Source organism: Deinococcus alpinitundrae, from assembly GCF_009982895.1.
In the GTDB taxonomy this organism is placed as follows: domain Bacteria; phylum Deinococcota; class Deinococci; order Deinococcales; family Deinococcaceae; genus Deinococcus; species Deinococcus alpinitundrae.
Map to the genome: position 1 here is coordinate 17335 of NZ_WXZL01000001.1, position 15305 is coordinate 32639.

The window sequence follows — 15305 nt, forward strand, 5'->3', positions numbered from 1 at the left end:
GGCGGTGAAATCTTTCAAAATCACCATTCCGTTACTTTTACTCGCCCCGTCCGCCCTGATTTCCGGTGCGCTGGCTGGAAGCACTGCTGCCCCCAAGCCGGTGATTCGCCCCCAAACAGCGGACAAGGTGTTGCAGCAACTCACTCCCAACGAGCGTGAACTGCTGCTGTCCTCGGCCAACCTGAGGAGCGAAACGGGCTTCTTGCCGGGGCAATTGCCGCCGAAACTGCCGTTCACCTTGCCCGCCTTGCCGGGTCAGCGCATCGTGGGCAGCATCGTGAGAAGCGCCCAGGACATGCAACTCTATCTGAAGAGCACCGGGCCTTTTCTGGACGTGCGCGACCGCCTGAGCGGCGCACTCGCCAAGCAAGGCTGGCTCAAGAAATATCCCAGCGGCCCGGTCAATCAGGCTTTTCTCAGCGACGGACCAGACCCAACCGACAGCAGTTTTTTCGGCGGCTCACCGTACTGTAAACCGGGGACGGACGAGAATCTGAGCATCAACGCGTACAGTACGGAATCAGACATTGCCGTCAATCTGACGTTCAGCCCTAACTATGACACTGACAAGAGTTGCCCGCAGGGTAGCCGCTCAGCCGCGCCCGACAACTTCTATGCCCGCCAGGACAGCTATACCCCTGCCGAATCCAACTGGTCGCTGCCCGAACTCGCGCCGCTGCCCCAGACGGAAGCCGAGCAGCGGTCCTCCAGCTACGGCGGCAACGACACTAGCGAGGTGGCGACCCTCTATGCGCCGCAGAATGCCCAGACCCTCTTTGACCACTACGTCGCGGCCCTCAAGACGGCGGGCTGGACCCTGACCGGGCAGGTCGCCAACCCCGCAGCGTCGGGCGGCGAGGAGCGGCTGGCCCTCTTTCACCTGACGTTCAAGGGCAAGTCTTTGCAAGGCCTCTTGCAGCTCAAGGCGAGGCCCGGCAAGGGCAGAGAAGGCAAGCAGCGCTTCGACGTGAAGCTGGCGGCCAACTGATACGGAACCGACTCAGGTTCAGACCAGCGCCGCTTCCCGCGCCTCGAGCTGGCGGGCGATCTCGGCCACCGCCTGCTCGGCGTGGATGCGCCCGTTCTCGATGAACACCTGATTGGTCTTGCCCGCGTAACCTGCCGACCCGGCCACGAACAGGCCCGGCACACTGCTCTCGTGCGCCCCGCCCAGCACCAGACATTGGTCCGGGTGGGTCGCCAGCTTCAGTTCTTCCAGGAAATCCAGCTTGGGGCGGTAGCCGGTGAGGGCGAAGGTGAAATGCGTCGGCAACGTTTCAGTGCTGCCGTCCTGATGCTGCACCAGCAGGTGCTCAGGGTGAATCTCCACCACCTGCGACTCGAAGATGGCCTTGATGCTGCCTTCCTTGATGCGGTTTTCCAGGTCGGGGCGCACCCAGTACTTGATGGTGCTCTTGAGTTCGGGTGCACGCACCACCATCGTCACGTTCGCGCCGCTGCGCCACAGATCCAGCGCGGCGTCGGCGGCGCTGTTGCCCGCGCCGATCACGGTCACGTTCAACCGCCAGAAGGGGTGGCCCTCGGTGTAGTAATGGCTGACATTTTCCGCGTCCTCACCGGGAATACCAAGCTGCAACGGGTTGTCGTAGTAGCCGGTGGCCACGATCACCCGGCGGGCCTCCACCACACCCATCTCGCCGCCCTCGCCCTCGACTTCCAGCGTGAACCCGGCGGGCGCGGCGTGCAGGCGCGTCACCTCGGCGTACTGACGGATGTTGAGCTGCTCGCGCTGCGCCACCAGGCGGTAGTACATCAGCGCGTCCTTACGGTCGGGCTTGTCGTGGCCCGTCACCATCGGGTGGTTGCCGATTTCGAGTTCCGGCGCGGTGGTGAAAAAGGTCATGTAGGTGGGGTAATCGAAAATAGCGTTGACCACACAGCCCTTATCGAGCACCACATAGCTCAGGCCCGCCCGCTTGCAACTGATGGCGGCAGCCAGGCCCACCGGCCCCGCGCCCACGATGGCGACATCGAACAGGCCGTTTTGAGAGGAAGCGTCGTTGGAGTTCATCCGAAAATTGTGCCACGCGCAGCGCGCCGCAACGGTGAGTTCGGCTTCCGGCGGCGTTTGGAAAAGGCCATCTGACTGCCCGGGCATGTGCTGAAATAAAGCATGGACCTCGACTCGCTGACCCCGGTGGACCATGCGCGGCGCTACGCCCTGCTGCTGGCCTCCGCGCTGGGCACCTTCGTCTTCATCGCGCTGTGGATGGCGCTGGAATGGAACTTCTTCGTGGCGGTGCTGATCGGCGTAGGGGCGGGCACGCTGTCGTTCTATCCGTTTCGCGCTGTGTCGCGGCTGCTGTTTCCGCCGCCGCGCCGGACCGTTCGGCGGGTCAGGAAGTAGACCGGATCAAGGCGGCAAACCTGCACCAGCACGCATTTCCGACCGGTCGGTCGGGGACGTTGCGCCCCCCGAACCGGTCTATACTGCCCCAGTGAATCTGGCAGCCATCCTTCAACTCGGCGGCGAAACGGCCCTGGTCGTGGGCGGCGGCAAGGTGGCCGTGCGCCGCGCCGCGACCCTGCTGGCCGCCGGCCTGCACGTCCGGGTCGTCGCGCTCGAGATCGTGCCCCAGCTGCTGACTATGGGCTGTGATTACCAGCAGCGGGCCTTTCTTCCCAGCGACCTCGCTGGCGTGCGGGTGGTCGTAGTCTGCACCAGCAATCCGGCCGTCAACGACGAGGTCACAAAGCTGGCCCTGGCCGCGGGCGCACTGGTCAACCACGCGGGCGAGGCGGGCGCGGGCAATTTGCGCTTTCCGGCGGTGCTGGAGCGCGGCAGCGTCACGGTGGCGATCAGCAGCGGCAGTGAGTTGCCGATGCTGGCCCAGGCCCTGCGCGAGAAGGTGGCGCTCAGCTTGCCCGCCGAGTTGCCGCTCAGCGTCTGGAGTACCCAGCGTGACGCGGCCCTGGGCCTCGATGCGGAGGGGCAACAGGCGGCCATGAACGACCTGCGCGCCGAGATTCGCGCCGCCGTGGGGCTGGGCACATGAGCTTCGGCACGCTCGATCTGGCCGTCGTCGGCCTCAACCACACCACCGCGCCCATTGCCGTGCGAGAGCGGGCCACCGTGCGCGACGACGAGCGGGAGGCGATTCTGGCGCACCTGCGCCGGCACGCCCACGAGGTCATGTTGCTGGCGACCTGCAACCGCACCGAGGTGTATCTGGCCGGCATCGGCGGTGACCCGCTCTCGGCCTTCGAGGGCTCGTGGGGCCACCTGCTGCGCGAGTATCTGTACGTCTACCAGGGCGAGGAAGCCGCACGGCATCTCTACCGGGTATCTTCGGGCCTGGACAGCCTGGTCATCGGAGAGACCCAGATTCAGGGCCAGGTCAAACGGGCCTGGCAAGACGCCTCGAAACGCGGCGACACCGCAGCGCTACTCAACAAGGCTGCCCAGGGTGCGCTTAGCGCAGGCAAACGGGTACGCTTCGAGACTGGACTTTCCGACAAGGTGGTGAGCGTGTCGAGCGCCGCCGTGGACTTGGCCCACCAGCACCTGGGCGATTTGACGGGCCGCACCGCTTTGATCGTGGGTGCGGGTGAAACCGCCGAGTTGACCTTAATTCACCTCAAGGCGGCGGGCGTGCAGGACATCATCGTGGTCAACCGCACCGCCGAGCGGGCCCAGCAACTGGCCGACAAACTCGGCGGGCGGGCCTGCGCCCACGAATACCTTCAGGAAGTGCTGCCGGAAGCCGACGTGGTCATCGCGTCGAGTGCCGCGCCGCATTACGTACTGGGCGCTTCCGGCGTGGCCGACGCCCTGAAAGAGCGCCCCGAGCGCCCGATGATGCTGATCGACATCAGCGTGCCGCGCATTCTCAACCCCGACATCAGCACTTTGCCGGGCGCGCACCTCTTTAACCTTGACGACCTTCAGGGCGTGGTCAGCCGCAACCTGGCCTCGCGCCGCGCCGCGCTGCCCCAGGCCGGGCGCATCGTGGACGAGGCGGTGGCCGAGTTGGTGCGCTGGCAGGACTTCCGACAGTCGCACGGACTGGCCCGTCCAGCGGCCCAGGACGCCCGGTTGCCAACCGCCTGCGACTGAGGACAGTACCCTGAGGTATGTCCCGGCCCGCCACTAGCCCCAGCGCCACCCCGCCTGCCGAGCGCGCCCCGCTGCCCGACGTGCTGCGCGGCCTGGCCCTTTTGGGCATTCTGTGTGTCAACGCCCAGGATTTCGCCGGGTACGCCGAGTGGACCCAGCACGGCGTAGACTGGGGCGCCCAGATTGTGATCGATCTGCTGCTCAACGGCAAGTTCATCAGCGTGTTCGCCATGCTGTTCGGGGCCGGGGCCTTCACGCTGCTGGAACGCGGCAGCAGGGGTCTGCTGCTGCGGCGACTGGCCGTGCTGCTGGTCGTCGGCACGCTGCATTACGTGCTGGTCTGGCACGGCGACATCATCGCCAACTACGCGGTGGTCGGCGTGGCGCTGGTCTTGCTGGAGCAAGCGCGGCCCCGGCTACTGGTTCTGGTTGGAGTGCTCTCAGGCGTCGGCTGGGTGCTGAGTTTCGTGGGCAGCGTCGGTGGGCTGGTCGGGAGCAGGCGGCTGCCGGAGGTGGTTTCGGCGGGGCAGAGTTCTCTGGACATCCTCTCGGCCCGCGCCCATCAGGTGCTGCCCGCGCTCGGTTCGGTGGTGGGCTTCGACGGGTTCTGGTTGCTGGCCCTGTTCTGCTTCGGCGGCGCACTCTACCGCTCGGGGGTGCTGTGGTGGCCCGAGCAACACCGCCCAGCTTTGAAGTGGCTGCTGGCGCTCGGCCTCGGCGTGGGGCTGCCGCTGAATCTGCTGCTGGCTTTTTTCAACACCCAGAGCGCTTACAGCGCCGAGGTGTGGGGCCTGCTGGCCCGGCTGGTCGGGGGTCTGGGGCTGGCCCTGGCCTACATCGGTGGGGTCGGGCTGCTGACCGCCTCCGGCAAGCTCGGGGGGCTGACCTGGTTCGCCGCCTCCGGTCGCCTGGCGCTCAGCAATTACCTGGCCCAGTCGCTGATCATGACCACTGTCTTTTACCCGTATGGCCTGAACCTTTACGGCCACTGGGGAGCCTTTCGCGCCCTGCTGCTGGCGCTGGCGCTGGGCCTGGCCCAGGTATGGGCTTCGAACCTGTACCTGCGGCGCTTCTCGACCGGCCCGGCGGAGTGGCTGATCAGAAAGTTGGTGTACGGCTGGCGCTGAGGGCAGCCCGCAGATAGTCTGCCGCCCGCCGCAGCCGCAGCGGGTCGAGCGCGGCGCGGCTGGCCCGGTGAAACGCCAGCGGCACGGCCATCAAGCGGGCCTGGGCCTCCAGGTCTGGCGACCCGTAACCCGACAGAAACGCCGGAAGCCTTTCCCAGCCCCAGAACAACGCGAATGAGGCCGCGTCCCAGCCGGGCGGCCCAGCCACCGCGTCGCCGAAGTCGAGCAGACCGCTGAGCAGTCTGTCCTCAAACAGAAATTGCTCGCGGTGAAGATCGCTGTGGTTGATGACAGGCGTAGTGTCAGCCAGGGCCAGCAGCGACTCTTCCAGCGGAGCCAACCGGTTCAGCAGCTCAGGCGCGAAACGCATCAGCGGATGCTGCTTGAGCAGCGTGGTGCCGAAGGGCCAGGCGTCGGTCAGGCGGGTCTGAATGCCCTCAGGCAGCGTCGGGGCTTCTGCGACGAATGGCCCGCCTTGATCGCGCAGCAGGCCCCAGCCCGACACTGGGAGCGAATGCAGTGCCGCCACCGCCGCGCCGATCTGGGCCGCCTGGGCATCGCTGATCTGCATGAGTGCCGTCCCAGCGAGCAATGAATCGAGGCTCCAGCCCTCCCCCACCGCTTGCGGGGCGGCCACCGGCGCGCCCAGCCGACCCAGGGCGCGGCGCAGCTCGGCGTCCACCGCAAAACGGGCTGGTCCGCTTCGCAGAACCATATCGCCCACCCGGTACACCCGGCAGGTTGCGCCCACTGCCAGGAACACCGGCTCGTCCCTCAGCCCCAGGCGGCGACACAGGGCCAGGGCCGCCCCGGCGTTCATTTCCTCAGAAGCTGTGGCAGTTCCTGTTCCAGATTCAGCATCGGCAGATCGAAGGCCCGGCGGGCCGATTCAGGGTCGCCGGTGTTGCCTTCCAGCAGCATGGCGTACTGGTCTTTGGTAATCGGCGGGCTGGGCAGCAGGTTCATCAGCGGCACGACCAGGTTCATCAGCGGCAGCGGCACCGGCACAATCGTCTTGCGCTTGCCCAGCGCCGAGAGTTCGAGGTTCAGCAGTTCGCGGAAGGTGTACTCGGCCGGGCCAGTCAGCTCGTACGTCTGCCCCACCGTCTCGGGCCGCTCCAGCGCACCCGCAAAGGCGGCAGCCACATCCTGAATGCTGACAGGGCGAAAGGGAAAGTGTCCGTCACCAATCTGCGGCACGATGGGGGCCTGAGACACCAGATTTTTCAGCACCCGTCCGAAGAAGTCGTCGCCGGGGCCAAAGATCAACGACGGCTCGAAAATGGTGTAGGCCGCCCCGCTGGCCCGGACGAGCTGCTCGGCCTGCCCCTTGGTGGAGCTGTAGCCGCTCTTGCTGGCCGGATCCGCGCCCAGGGCACTCATGTGCAGGTAGCGCGCTCCACTGGGCAGGGCCGCCAGCACGTTGCGGGTGCCCTCGACATGCACCCGGCCGAAGGTCTGCGCACCCTTCTCGGCGATGATGCCCACCAGATGAACCACCGCGCCCGGCTGCACGTCGTTGACGGCGGCCTGCATCCCATCCCGGCTGGTCACGTCGGCCTTGACCCCCACCGCGCCGGGCAGCCCCTGGCCTTCCCGTGATCCAGCGAACACCGTATAGCCGCGCCGCAGCAACTCGGCGACCACCGCCTTGCCGACGAAGCCGCTGGCCCCGGTGACAAGCACCCGCAGGGCGGCGGCAGACGGGGAAGCGGCGAACGGATGCGGTTGGGTCATGAATCGGTCTCCTTGGAAGCGGGGGTGGGGTCGGCCAAGCTGACCAGGGCGCGCAGCCCAGCCAGATTGGTGAGGGTAATGTGCCGGTAGCCGGTTTCGATCAAGCCCGCGCAGCGCAGCTCGGTAATGGCCTTGCTGACCGACTCGCGGGTGCTGCCGCTGCCCTCGGCCAGCAGTTCGTGGGTGGCGCGCACGTACAGGCGGTTTTCGGCGTCCTCGGCACCCAGCGGCGTATCGGCGAGTTGCAGCAGGTAGCGCACCACCCGCAGCCGCAAATCCCCCGACTGCAAGCTGACCTCGTGGTCGACGACCCGGCCCAGCTGACGCCCCAGGCTGCGGGCCAGCGCCAGCACCGCACCCTCGGGCAGGCTCGCCGGATCGACCTGCACGATGCTGGAGCCGGTCAGCACCTCGGCGTGGTGGCGGTAGTATCCGCCGTTGAGGGCGTCCTCGCCGCAATAATCGCCCGGCAAGACCAGCCGCAGGGTCATCAGGCGGCCACGCGGCGTCAGCTGGCTCAGGCGGATCAGCCCGGTTTCGACGCGGTAAAGACCCTGCACCGGGTCGTGCTGGCGAAACAGGTAGGTGCCGCGCGCGTAGCGCTGCCCGGCGGCCCCGTGTCCACGGCTGAAGGCGGCGTTCATGCCCGGCGCTCCTGAACTTCCAGCGCGTCCACGATCATGCGGGCGGCCTGCACCGCGTCGGGTCCGGCCCACTGACCCAGCTCGGCGGCAGCCTGAGGCAGGGTGTTGAGGATATGGCCGCCCACGAACACCGGGATGTCCTGGCCCTGCAAATCGCTGCGCTGGCTCAGGGCCGCCTGAAGCGCTTCCTGGGTGTTGATGCTGAGCAAGATGGCCTGCGCGCCGACGCTGCGAGCGTACACCGCCAGGTCACCCAGCGGGGTGTTGGCCCCCACGTACTGCACCTGCACACCCAGGCGGCGCAGCACCACGCTGAGCATCAGCAGGCCGAGTTCGTGCTGCTCCTGCGGTCCGCAGGCGGCCACCACCGTCGGGCCGAAGCGGCTGTGGCCCGCTGCACTCAGCAGCGCCGTCAGTTGCGAGCGTAGGAAGGCGCTGGCCTGGTGCTCGTGCGCCACAGTGATCTCGCCGCGTTCCCATTTCTCGCCGAGAAGGCCCAGAGCCGGCTGGATGAACTGCATCAGCACGCCCTCGATGTTGATGCGGGCCTGGGCCTCGGCCAGCAGCCGCTCGGCTCCGGTCAGATCCGACTTGATCAAGGCGTCCACCAGTGTCTGGGCCGCCAGCGGCGCGGTTCCTGCAGCCTGACCCGGCGACAGCGGGGTGGGCAGCACGAGGGCAGAATCGCCCGGCGTCTCGCCCAGCACCGCGAACTGTTCCCTGGCGAGTTCGGCGGCGCGGCTGACCGGCACGCCCTCCTCGGTGCGCTGGCGCATGAAGTCGATCAATGCCACGTCCCGCCGACTGTAGAGCCGGTAACCGCTGGCGTTGCGCTCTGGATGCGGCAATCCGTAACGCCGCTCCCACTGCCGCAGGGTGGTGGCCGGCACGCCGGAGCGCGCCTCCACCTCGCTGGCGGTAAAGAGGCCACTGGAATCTGCCGAACGCGTCATATCAACGCTTATTAGGGCACACCACAGCGGCGGGGAACCGTATCATTGAGCGGAATGCACCGTGGGGTACCTGGCCTCGCCGCCGATATGCAGCGCCGTGCAGTGGCGGCGGGCAGGGAGCAGGCGGTGGGCGAGACCCAGACTGCAGGCCTCGCCGGAGCGCAGGTGCAGGAACGCGCCGTCGGCGAAGTCGATCAGCAGTTCGCCTTCCAGGCACAGCACCGCGCCGCCCGCCTCGCCCACGTGCACCCGTGTCAAGTGCAGCGCCCGCAGGCCGGTGCCGGGCAACCAGACCGGCTGATCCGGTGTGACCTTTGCCAGCCGCGTCAGGTGCAACGCGGCGGGCGGCTGGGGCGGCGGACCGGGCAAGGCCGCCTAGCTCCGCGCCGCCTGGTTGAGTTTCTTGCTGGCCTGGAGAGCCATGCCCTTGGCCTTTTTCACGTCCAGCCCCAGTGCCGGGGCGACCGCCTCCACCTTTTCGCCGCGCTCGCGGGTGGCCGTCACCAGTTCGCGCTCCTGAGTGCTCAGCACGCCCAGGTGGGGTTTGAGCTGCGCCCAGGTCAGCGGGACCGACTTGGGCTTGGCGGCACTCTTGGCAGCGGTCGTTTTGGCTGCTGTGGTTTTGCTGACAGACTTCCGGGCGGGCGCGGCCTTCTTGGCAGCAGCGCTGGACTTTCTGGCCGCCGGTTTCGCAGGTTTGGCGCTGGCCGATTTGCTGCCCGCTCCCGCCGCGCCACGCTTACCCTTGGCTTCCTTCTTCTTCGGCTCCTTGCCGCGCTCCTCCAGAATGGCGCGGGCGTCCACCTCGTTGAGGCTGCCCTGATCCTCGCCCTTACGCAACGTGGCGTTGCGCTCGCCGTCGGTGAGGTAGGGGCCGAAGCGCCCACTCTTGAGCGTGATGGGCGCGCGGTCGGAGTAGACGTAGCTCGCCAGCGGCGCCGCCGCGCCGCGCCCGCCCTTGAAACGCGGCTGCATGAACAGGGCCTCGGCCTCGATCAGCGAGGTGGTGAAGAGTTGCTCGGGAATGGTCAGGCTGCGCGAGTCGCCCCCACGCTTGAGGTAGGGGCCGAACTTGCCGTTGTAGGCCCAGATCTCCTCGCCTTCCGAGACACCCACCAGCCGGGGCAGCGAGAGCAGTTTGAGCGCCCGGTCGAGCGATAAGGTTGCCAGATCGTCACTGGGAAACAAGCTGGCGGTGCGCAGCGGCGGGTTCTCCTCACCGATCTGGACGTAAGGGCCAAATCGCCCGGCCTTGGCAACTACCGGCAGGCCCGAGCCGGGGTCCTCACCGATCACCCGGTCGCCGCTGGGCCGGCTGAGCAGGTCCTCGGCCTTTTCCAGGGTCAGTTCGTCGGGGGCCAGCTCCTCGGGAATGTTGCCCTTGGTCTCGCCGCGCGTCAGGTAGGGGCCGTACTTGCCCACCCGCACCTCGATGCCGCTGCCCGCAAGCCTGGGCACCTGAATGGTCGCCACCGCGCGCGGGTCGATGGTTTCCATCTGGGTCTCGATCAGGGGGCGCAGCCCCATGCCGCCGCCCTCGCCCAGAAAGAACGAGCGCAGGTACGGCCCGCGCTGCTGCCGCCCGCCTGCGATGTCGTCGAGGTCCTCTTCCATCCGGGCGGTGAAGTCGTAATCGACCAGAGTACCGAAATGCAGTTCCAGGAGCGCCGAGGTGGCAAAGGCCGTCCAGGTCGGAATCAGCGCCTGGCCCTTCTTGGCGGCGTAGCCCCGGTCCTGGATGGTGCCCAGAATGCTGGCGTAGGTGCTGGGCCGCCCGATGCCCGCACCTTCCAGCGACTGCACCAGGCTGGCCTCGGTGTAGCGGGCCGGGGGCTGGGTCTCGTGTCCCGACGGCTCGGGGTCGGCAGCAATGACCTGCTCGCCTTCTTTCAGCGGCGGCAGGATCGTTTCGCGGTCCTCTAAGGCCGCCTGCGGATCGTCGCGGCCCTCCACGTAGGCGCGCAGGAAGCCGGGAAAGTCAATCGAGCGGCCCGAGGCGCTCAGCAGCGCTTCCCGCCCATCGGTCGCCTGCCCGCCGAGGCGCACCTGCATCCGGCGTCCGCGCGCGTCGGCCATCTGCGAGGCCACCGTGCGCTTCCAGATCAGGTCGTAGAGTCGCCACTCATCACTGCCGAGTTCGGCCTTGAGGCTGTCGGGGGTCCGGAAGGCATTGCCCGCCGGACGAATCGCCTCGTGGGCTTCCTGGGCATTCTTGGCTTTCTTGGTGTAGCTGCGCGGCTGGGCCGGAAGGTAGGCGTCGCCGTAAAGCGACTTCACCTGACTGCGCGCCGCGCTGATGGCCTCAGTGCTGAGGGTGGTGCTGTCGGTGCGCATGTAGGTGATGAACCCACCCTCGTAGAGCTTCTGCGCTGCCCGCATGGTGCGCTGAGCGCCGAAGCCCAGCTTGCGGCTGCCTTCCTGCTGGAGCGTTGAGGTGATGAATGGAGCATAAGGCTTCTGGGTAAAGGGCTTCTCCTCGGCGCTCAGCACCTTGAAGGGCTGTTCCTTGAGCGCCTCCGCCAGGGCACGGGCGGCGTCCTCGCCGAGCCTGAGCACGTCCACATCTTTCTTGAGCTGGCCAGTCAGCGAGTCGAAGTCGCGGCCCTGGGCCAGCCGCACACCGTCCACTTCCAGCAGCCGGGCCGGGAACGGTTCGCCCGCGCCCGTCACACAGCCGACCTCGATGTCCCACCACTCGGCGGCCACGAAGCGCATCCGCTCGCGCTCTCTCTCGACCAACATCCGGGTCGCCACGCTCTGCACCCGGCCCGCCGAGAGCTTGGGAGCTACCTTGCGCCACAGCACCGGGCTGACCTCGTAGCCGTAGAGCCGGTCGAGGGCGCGGCGGGTTTCCTGGGCCTCGACGAGGTTGCTGTCGATCTGGCGCGGATGCGCGATAGCAGCCTGAATGGCGTCCTTGGTGATCTCGTGAAACACCATCCGTTTGACGACACCCTTGGGTTTGAGTTCCTGAAACAGGTGCCAGGCAATGCTCTCGCCCTCGCGGTCGTCGTCGGTGGCGAGAATGACCTCGTCGGCCTGCTGGGCCAGCTTGCGCAGGTGAGCGACATGCTGGCGTTTGTCGGGCGAGACGACGTAAAGCGGTTTGAAGTCGTCCTCGATATTGAGGCCCAGGCGCGCCCAGGCTTCACCTTTGTACTTCTCGGGAATTTCGGCAGCACTCTTGGGCAGATCGCGGATGTGGCCGATGGACGACTCGACGGTGTAGCCCTTGCCGAGGTACTTGGCGATGGTTTTGGCTTTGGCGGGACTCTCAACGATAATCAGGGTATTGGGCATGGGGTTCCAGAAAAGCCGGGCGCGCGCGGGGAGAAAGGGGTCATGTGGGATGCACTGTATTACACAGTCCCCGTTTGGCAAGGTCATCCGCCTAACCGAAGGGGCCTGCAAGGTTGCTCAGCGGAATCCGGCAACCGCTAGACTGACTCCCGCGTGCGCCGACTGCCGACCCTTTCCTTGCTGGCCCTCTTGGGCGCGGCCCTGCTCACCCTGATGGGCCTGGCGGCCTCACCGCTGCCCGCGCCGCCCAACCCTGAGCAGCCCGCGCCCACCCTGTTGGTGCTGGGCGCATCGCAACTCGCCGGACAACCCGGCCCGGCTTTCCGGCGGCGGCTCGATCACGCCCTGACGCTCTACCGCCAAGGCGGCGTGACCCGGATCATTGTGTCGGGCGGCGTCGGCGCGGGCGACCTCTTCAGCGAGGGCGAGATCGGCGTGCGCTACCTGCGCGGCCAGGGCGTGCCGGTGGCCGTGCTGCGGGCCGAGGAGCAGAGCCGTACTACCTTCCAGAACCTGCGCAACAGCCGCCCGCTGATGCCGGGGGCCGTGACCCTGGTCACCGATAGCGTGCACGCCCGCCGCGCCGTGTCGCTCGCCCGCGCCGAGGGAATCGAGGCCGACGTCAGCAGCGCCGCCATCCGGCCCGCGCCGCGCTACCTGCTGCGCGAATGGCTGGCGCTGCTGGCCTGGCGCCTGCTGGGCTACACCGGTGGGCGCAGCAACCCCTCCGATCTGGGCGTCTAGCCGCTACGCACCGCCCTTATGGCCATCATGTAAGCTGGATTCTATGAACGTCATCGGTAAAGTCACCGTGCTGCCGCGTCTGCCTGGGCCGCTCGAGCGCCTGGAAGAACTCGCCTACAACCTTTACTGGGCCTGGACGCCCAAAGCGCAGGCCCTGTATCAGACGCTCGACGCGGCCAACTGGGAGCGCTTCCAGCACAACCCGGTGCAGACGCTGCTGGAAACGCCCTCGGCCCGGCTGGAGGCGCTCAGCAGCGACCCGGATTACCTGGCCGACTACCGCGAGGTGATGGCCGACTTCGACGCCTACATGCACAAGGGCAAGTCGGGCAAGGGTGACGTGTGGTCGGCCAAAACCGCCCCCGACCTCAAGCCGGTGGCGTATTTCAGCATGGAGTACGGCTTCCACGAATCGCTGCCGATCTACTCCGGCGGCCTGGGCGTGCTGGCGGGCGACCACTGCAAGAGCGCGTCCGATCTGGGGCTGCCGTTCACGGCGGTGGGGATGCTGTTTCATCAGGGCTACTTCCGGCAGCTCTTCAACAAGGACGGCTGGCAGGAAGAGGCCTACGACGAACTCAACCTGACCACCCTGCCGATTCGCCCGGCCCTGACGGCCAGCGGCGAGACGGCCAAAATCAGCGTGCGGGTCGGCGGGCGCGACGTGGCGTTGCAGGTCTGGAGCTTGCAGGTGGGGCGCATTCAGGTGCTGCTGCTCGACGCCAACGTGCCGGAAAACTCGGAAGACGACCGCAAGCTCACCGCCCGGCTCTACGGTGGAAACCAGGAACTCCGCATCCAGCAGTACGTGCTGCTGGGGGTCGGCGGCATCCGGGCCTTGAGGGCGCTCGACATTCCCGCCAGCATCTACCACATGAACGAGGGCCACGCCGCCCTGATGGGCCTGGAGCGGGTGCGGGAGTACGTGGCGCAGGGCCTGGACTTCCGCACCGCAATGGAAGCCTCGGCCAGCAGCACGCTGTTTACCACCCACACCCCGGTCGCGGCGGGCAACGATGCGTTTGCCTACGACCTGATGGACCGCTACATCGGCGAGTGGCCCGCGCAACTGGCGACCAGTCGCGACGAACTCTACAGCCTGGCCCGCCAGGACCAGAACTGGGACAACCATCTGGTGCCGACCTTTTCCATGACGGTGTTCGCGCTGCGAATGTCCAGAATGGCCAACGGCGTCTCCGAACTGCACGGCGAGGTCAGCCGGGGGCTGTGGAACTTCCTGTACGAGGGAGCCGACCCGAACGAGGTACCGATCGGGCACGTCACCAACGGCGCGCACAACCTGACGTTCCTGGCCCAGCCGTACCGCGACCTGTTCTCGACGGTGTTGCCCGCCGACTGGACCGAGCGGCTCGAAGACAAGCAGATGTGGGACGACATCAACAAGCTGCCCGACGCCCAGCTCTCGGCCACCCAGCACGAACTCAAAGAAGAGATGATCGCCTTCGTGCGCGCCCGCTCGCAGGAGCAGTTGCGCCGTACCGGAGCGAGTGCCGCCGACGTGGCCGCCGCAGGTGAGACCCTGAGCGCCGACGCCCTGACCATCGGTTTTGCCCGGCGCTTTGCGACGTACAAGCGCGCCACCCTGCTGTTTCGCGACCGTGAGCGCCTCAGCAAGATCGTCAACGACCCGCAGCGTCCGGTACAGTTCGTCTTCGCGGGCAAGGCCCACCCTGCCGACAACCCTGGCAAGGCCTTCATTCAGGAAATCTACAAGCTCTCGCGTGACCCCGAGTTCGCGGGCAAGATCGTGATTCTGGAAAACTACGACATGAATGTGGCCCGCCAGCTGGTGCAGGGCGTGGACATCTGGCTCAACAATCCGCGCCGCCCGCTGGAGGCGTCCGGCACGTCCGGCATGAAGGCGAGCTTCAACGGCGCGCCCAATTTCAGCGTGCTCGACGGCTGGTGGCGCGAGGGCTACGACGGCACCAACGGCTGGCCCATCGGCGAGGAGCGCGAGTACACCGACCTCAATATCCAGGACGACGCCGACGCCTTCAGCATGTACGAGACGCTGGAAAATACCATCGTGCCGCTGTACTACGGCAAGGACGCCCAGGGGCAGAACCACGGCTGGCTGGGAACCGTGCGCCGCGCCATCATCACGGTGAGTCCTGAGTTCTCGATGCAGCGCCAGGTCATCGACTACGTGCAGAAGTACTACCTGCCGCTGGGCACACGCGCCGACAAGATCGATGCCAACCACTTCGAGAAGGCCCGCGCTCTGGGCAGCTGGAAGAGCTGGGTCAGTCAGCAGTGGCCGCACGTGCAGATTCACGCCACCGCGCAGCTTCCGGCCACCGTGCAGCCCGGCGAGGAAGTCAGGGTGAGCGCCCAGGTGACTCCGGCGGGCATTCAGGAAAGCGAGTTGCTGGTGGAAGCGGTGCTCAAGCACGGCGAGCAGACCATGCACGTACCGATGACCTCCTCGGGCGGCGGCCAGTACCAGGTCAGCATTCCCCTGACCGACAGCGGCCTCTACAGCGTCGGCGTGCGGGCCATGCCCTACTCGGCGGATCTGAGCAACCCGATCGAACTGGGCCTGATCAAGTGGGCCTGATCAAGCAGCTTTGAGTAAAGCAACCAACAAACGAGGCGGCCTGCGGGCCGCTTCTTTATTGCCGCTCGCTTTTGTTTATAGCACTCTGGCAGTGAGGGTAAGTGATCGGAAACCGCCGTCTTCCGAGCGTCGTAGAACCCC

14 protein-coding genes are annotated in these 15305 nt (G+C 66.9%); 7 read left to right on the forward strand and 7 right to left on the reverse strand.

Going from position 1 to position 15305, the window contains the following annotated elements; translation table 11 throughout:
- The first annotated feature begins 4 nt into the window (after positions 1-4).
- On the forward strand, positions 5-988 hold the full coding sequence (locus GUI70_RS00095; RefSeq protein ID WP_161880258.1) for a hypothetical protein: 984 nt from the start codon (positions 5-7) through the stop codon (positions 986-988).
- Between the two features lie 18 nt (positions 989-1006).
- Here GUI70_RS00095 and GUI70_RS00100 read toward each other — a convergent pair whose 3' ends face one another.
- Positions 1007-2032, reverse strand: a complete 1026-nt coding sequence (locus GUI70_RS00100) for a YpdA family putative bacillithiol disulfide reductase (protein ID WP_161880259.1) — start codon at positions 2030-2032, stop codon at positions 1007-1009.
- A gap of 102 nt (positions 2033-2134) precedes the next feature.
- Here GUI70_RS00100 and GUI70_RS00105 point away from each other — a divergent pair, with 102 nt between their 5' ends.
- The 4 genes from GUI70_RS00105 to GUI70_RS00120 all read left to right on the forward strand — a co-directional run bounded on the left by GUI70_RS00105 (position 2135) and on the right by GUI70_RS00120 (position 5205).
- Positions 2135-2368 carry a hypothetical protein gene (locus GUI70_RS00105; RefSeq protein WP_161880260.1) on the forward strand — a complete coding sequence of 78 codons (234 nt, stop codon included), beginning with the start codon at positions 2135-2137 and terminating at the stop codon, positions 2366-2368.
- 91 nt (positions 2369-2459) lie between these two features.
- On the forward strand, positions 2460-3017 hold the full coding sequence (locus GUI70_RS00110; protein ID WP_237724594.1) for a precorrin-2 dehydrogenase/sirohydrochlorin ferrochelatase family protein: 558 nt from the start codon (positions 2460-2462) through the stop codon (positions 3015-3017).
- Entirely contained in the window at positions 3014-4078 is a 1065-nt protein-coding gene (hemA, locus tag GUI70_RS00115; RefSeq protein WP_161880261.1) for a glutamyl-tRNA reductase, read from the forward strand. The genes GUI70_RS00110 and hemA overlap by 4 nt, the downstream gene beginning before the upstream one ends.
- A 17-nt stretch (positions 4079-4095) precedes the next feature.
- Positions 4096-5205 (forward strand): DUF418 domain-containing protein, encoded by a 1110-nt coding sequence (locus GUI70_RS00120; protein ID WP_161880262.1) that lies wholly within the window; start codon positions 4096-4098, stop codon positions 5203-5205.
- On the opposite strand, the gene GUI70_RS00125 is transcribed toward GUI70_RS00120, so the two are convergent.
- From GUI70_RS00125 to topA, 6 genes are read right to left on the reverse strand one after another with little or no spacing between them, the layout of a single operon-like run.
- On the reverse strand, positions 5177-6025 hold the full coding sequence (locus GUI70_RS00125) for a phosphotransferase family protein (protein ID WP_161880263.1): 849 nt from the start codon (positions 6023-6025) through the stop codon (positions 5177-5179). The genes GUI70_RS00120 and GUI70_RS00125 overlap by 29 nt on opposite strands.
- A complete protein-coding gene (locus tag GUI70_RS00130; RefSeq protein WP_161880264.1) occupies positions 6022-6942 on the reverse strand; it encodes a complex I NDUFA9 subunit family protein in 921 nt (306 codons plus the stop codon). Before GUI70_RS00130 ends, GUI70_RS00125 begins: the two co-directional genes overlap by 4 nt.
- Positions 6939-7586 (reverse strand): Crp/Fnr family transcriptional regulator, encoded by a 648-nt coding sequence (locus GUI70_RS00135; RefSeq protein WP_161880265.1) that lies wholly within the window; start codon positions 7584-7586, stop codon positions 6939-6941. The genes GUI70_RS00130 and GUI70_RS00135 overlap by 4 nt, the downstream gene beginning before the upstream one ends.
- Positions 7583-8539, reverse strand: a complete 957-nt coding sequence (locus GUI70_RS00140; RefSeq protein ID WP_161880266.1) for a MerR family transcriptional regulator — start codon at positions 8537-8539, stop codon at positions 7583-7585. The genes GUI70_RS00135 and GUI70_RS00140 overlap by 4 nt, the downstream gene beginning before the upstream one ends.
- A 42-nt stretch (positions 8540-8581) precedes the next feature.
- Positions 8582-8908, reverse strand: a complete 327-nt coding sequence (locus GUI70_RS00145) for a hypothetical protein (RefSeq protein ID WP_202630350.1) — start codon at positions 8906-8908, stop codon at positions 8582-8584.
- Positions 8909-8914: 6 nt separating this feature from the next.
- Entirely contained in the window at positions 8915-11839 is a 2925-nt protein-coding gene (gene topA, locus GUI70_RS00150; RefSeq protein ID WP_161880267.1) for a type I DNA topoisomerase, read from the reverse strand.
- A gap of 153 nt (positions 11840-11992) precedes the next feature.
- Between topA and GUI70_RS00155 the strand changes: the two genes are divergently transcribed.
- Positions 11993-12583 carry a YdcF family protein gene (locus GUI70_RS00155; RefSeq protein WP_237724595.1) on the forward strand — a complete coding sequence of 197 codons (591 nt, stop codon included), beginning with the start codon at positions 11993-11995 and terminating at the stop codon, positions 12581-12583.
- A 43-nt stretch (positions 12584-12626) separates the two neighbouring features.
- Complete coding sequence (glgP, locus tag GUI70_RS00160) at positions 12627-15164, forward strand: alpha-glucan family phosphorylase (RefSeq protein ID WP_161880268.1); 2538 nt, start codon at positions 12627-12629, stop codon at positions 15162-15164.
- The last annotated feature ends 141 nt before the right edge of the window (positions 15165-15305 follow it).

Excerpts from the sequence above, each read along its gene's own strand:
- GUI70_RS00100 (WP_161880259.1), bottom strand. The coding sequence starts at position 2,032 with ATGAACTCCAACGACGCTTCCTCTCAAAACGGCCTGTTCGATGTCGCC.
- GUI70_RS00105 (WP_161880260.1), top strand. The coding sequence starts at position 2,135 with ATGGACCTCGACTCGCTGACCCCGGTGGACCATGCGCGGCGCTACGCC.
- hemA (WP_161880261.1), top strand. The coding sequence starts at position 3,014 with ATGAGCTTCGGCACGCTCGATCTGGCCGTCGTCGGCCTCAACCACACC.
- GUI70_RS00120 (WP_161880262.1), top strand. The coding sequence starts at position 4,096 with ATGTCCCGGCCCGCCACTAGCCCCAGCGCCACCCCGCCTGCCGAGCGC.
- GUI70_RS00125 (WP_161880263.1), bottom strand. The coding sequence starts at position 6,025 with ATGAACGCCGGGGCGGCCCTGGCCCTGTGTCGCCGCCTGGGGCTGAGG.
- GUI70_RS00130 (WP_161880264.1), bottom strand. The coding sequence starts at position 6,942 with ATGACCCAACCGCATCCGTTCGCCGCTTCCCCGTCTGCCGCCGCCCTG.
- GUI70_RS00135 (WP_161880265.1), bottom strand. The coding sequence starts at position 7,586 with ATGAACGCCGCCTTCAGCCGTGGACACGGGGCCGCCGGGCAGCGCTAC.
- GUI70_RS00140 (WP_161880266.1), bottom strand. The coding sequence starts at position 8,539 with ATGACGCGTTCGGCAGATTCCAGTGGCCTCTTTACCGCCAGCGAGGTG.
- topA (WP_161880267.1), bottom strand. The coding sequence starts at position 11,839 with ATGCCCAATACCCTGATTATCGTTGAGAGTCCCGCCAAAGCCAAAACC.
- glgP (WP_161880268.1), top strand. The coding sequence starts at position 12,627 with ATGAACGTCATCGGTAAAGTCACCGTGCTGCCGCGTCTGCCTGGGCCG.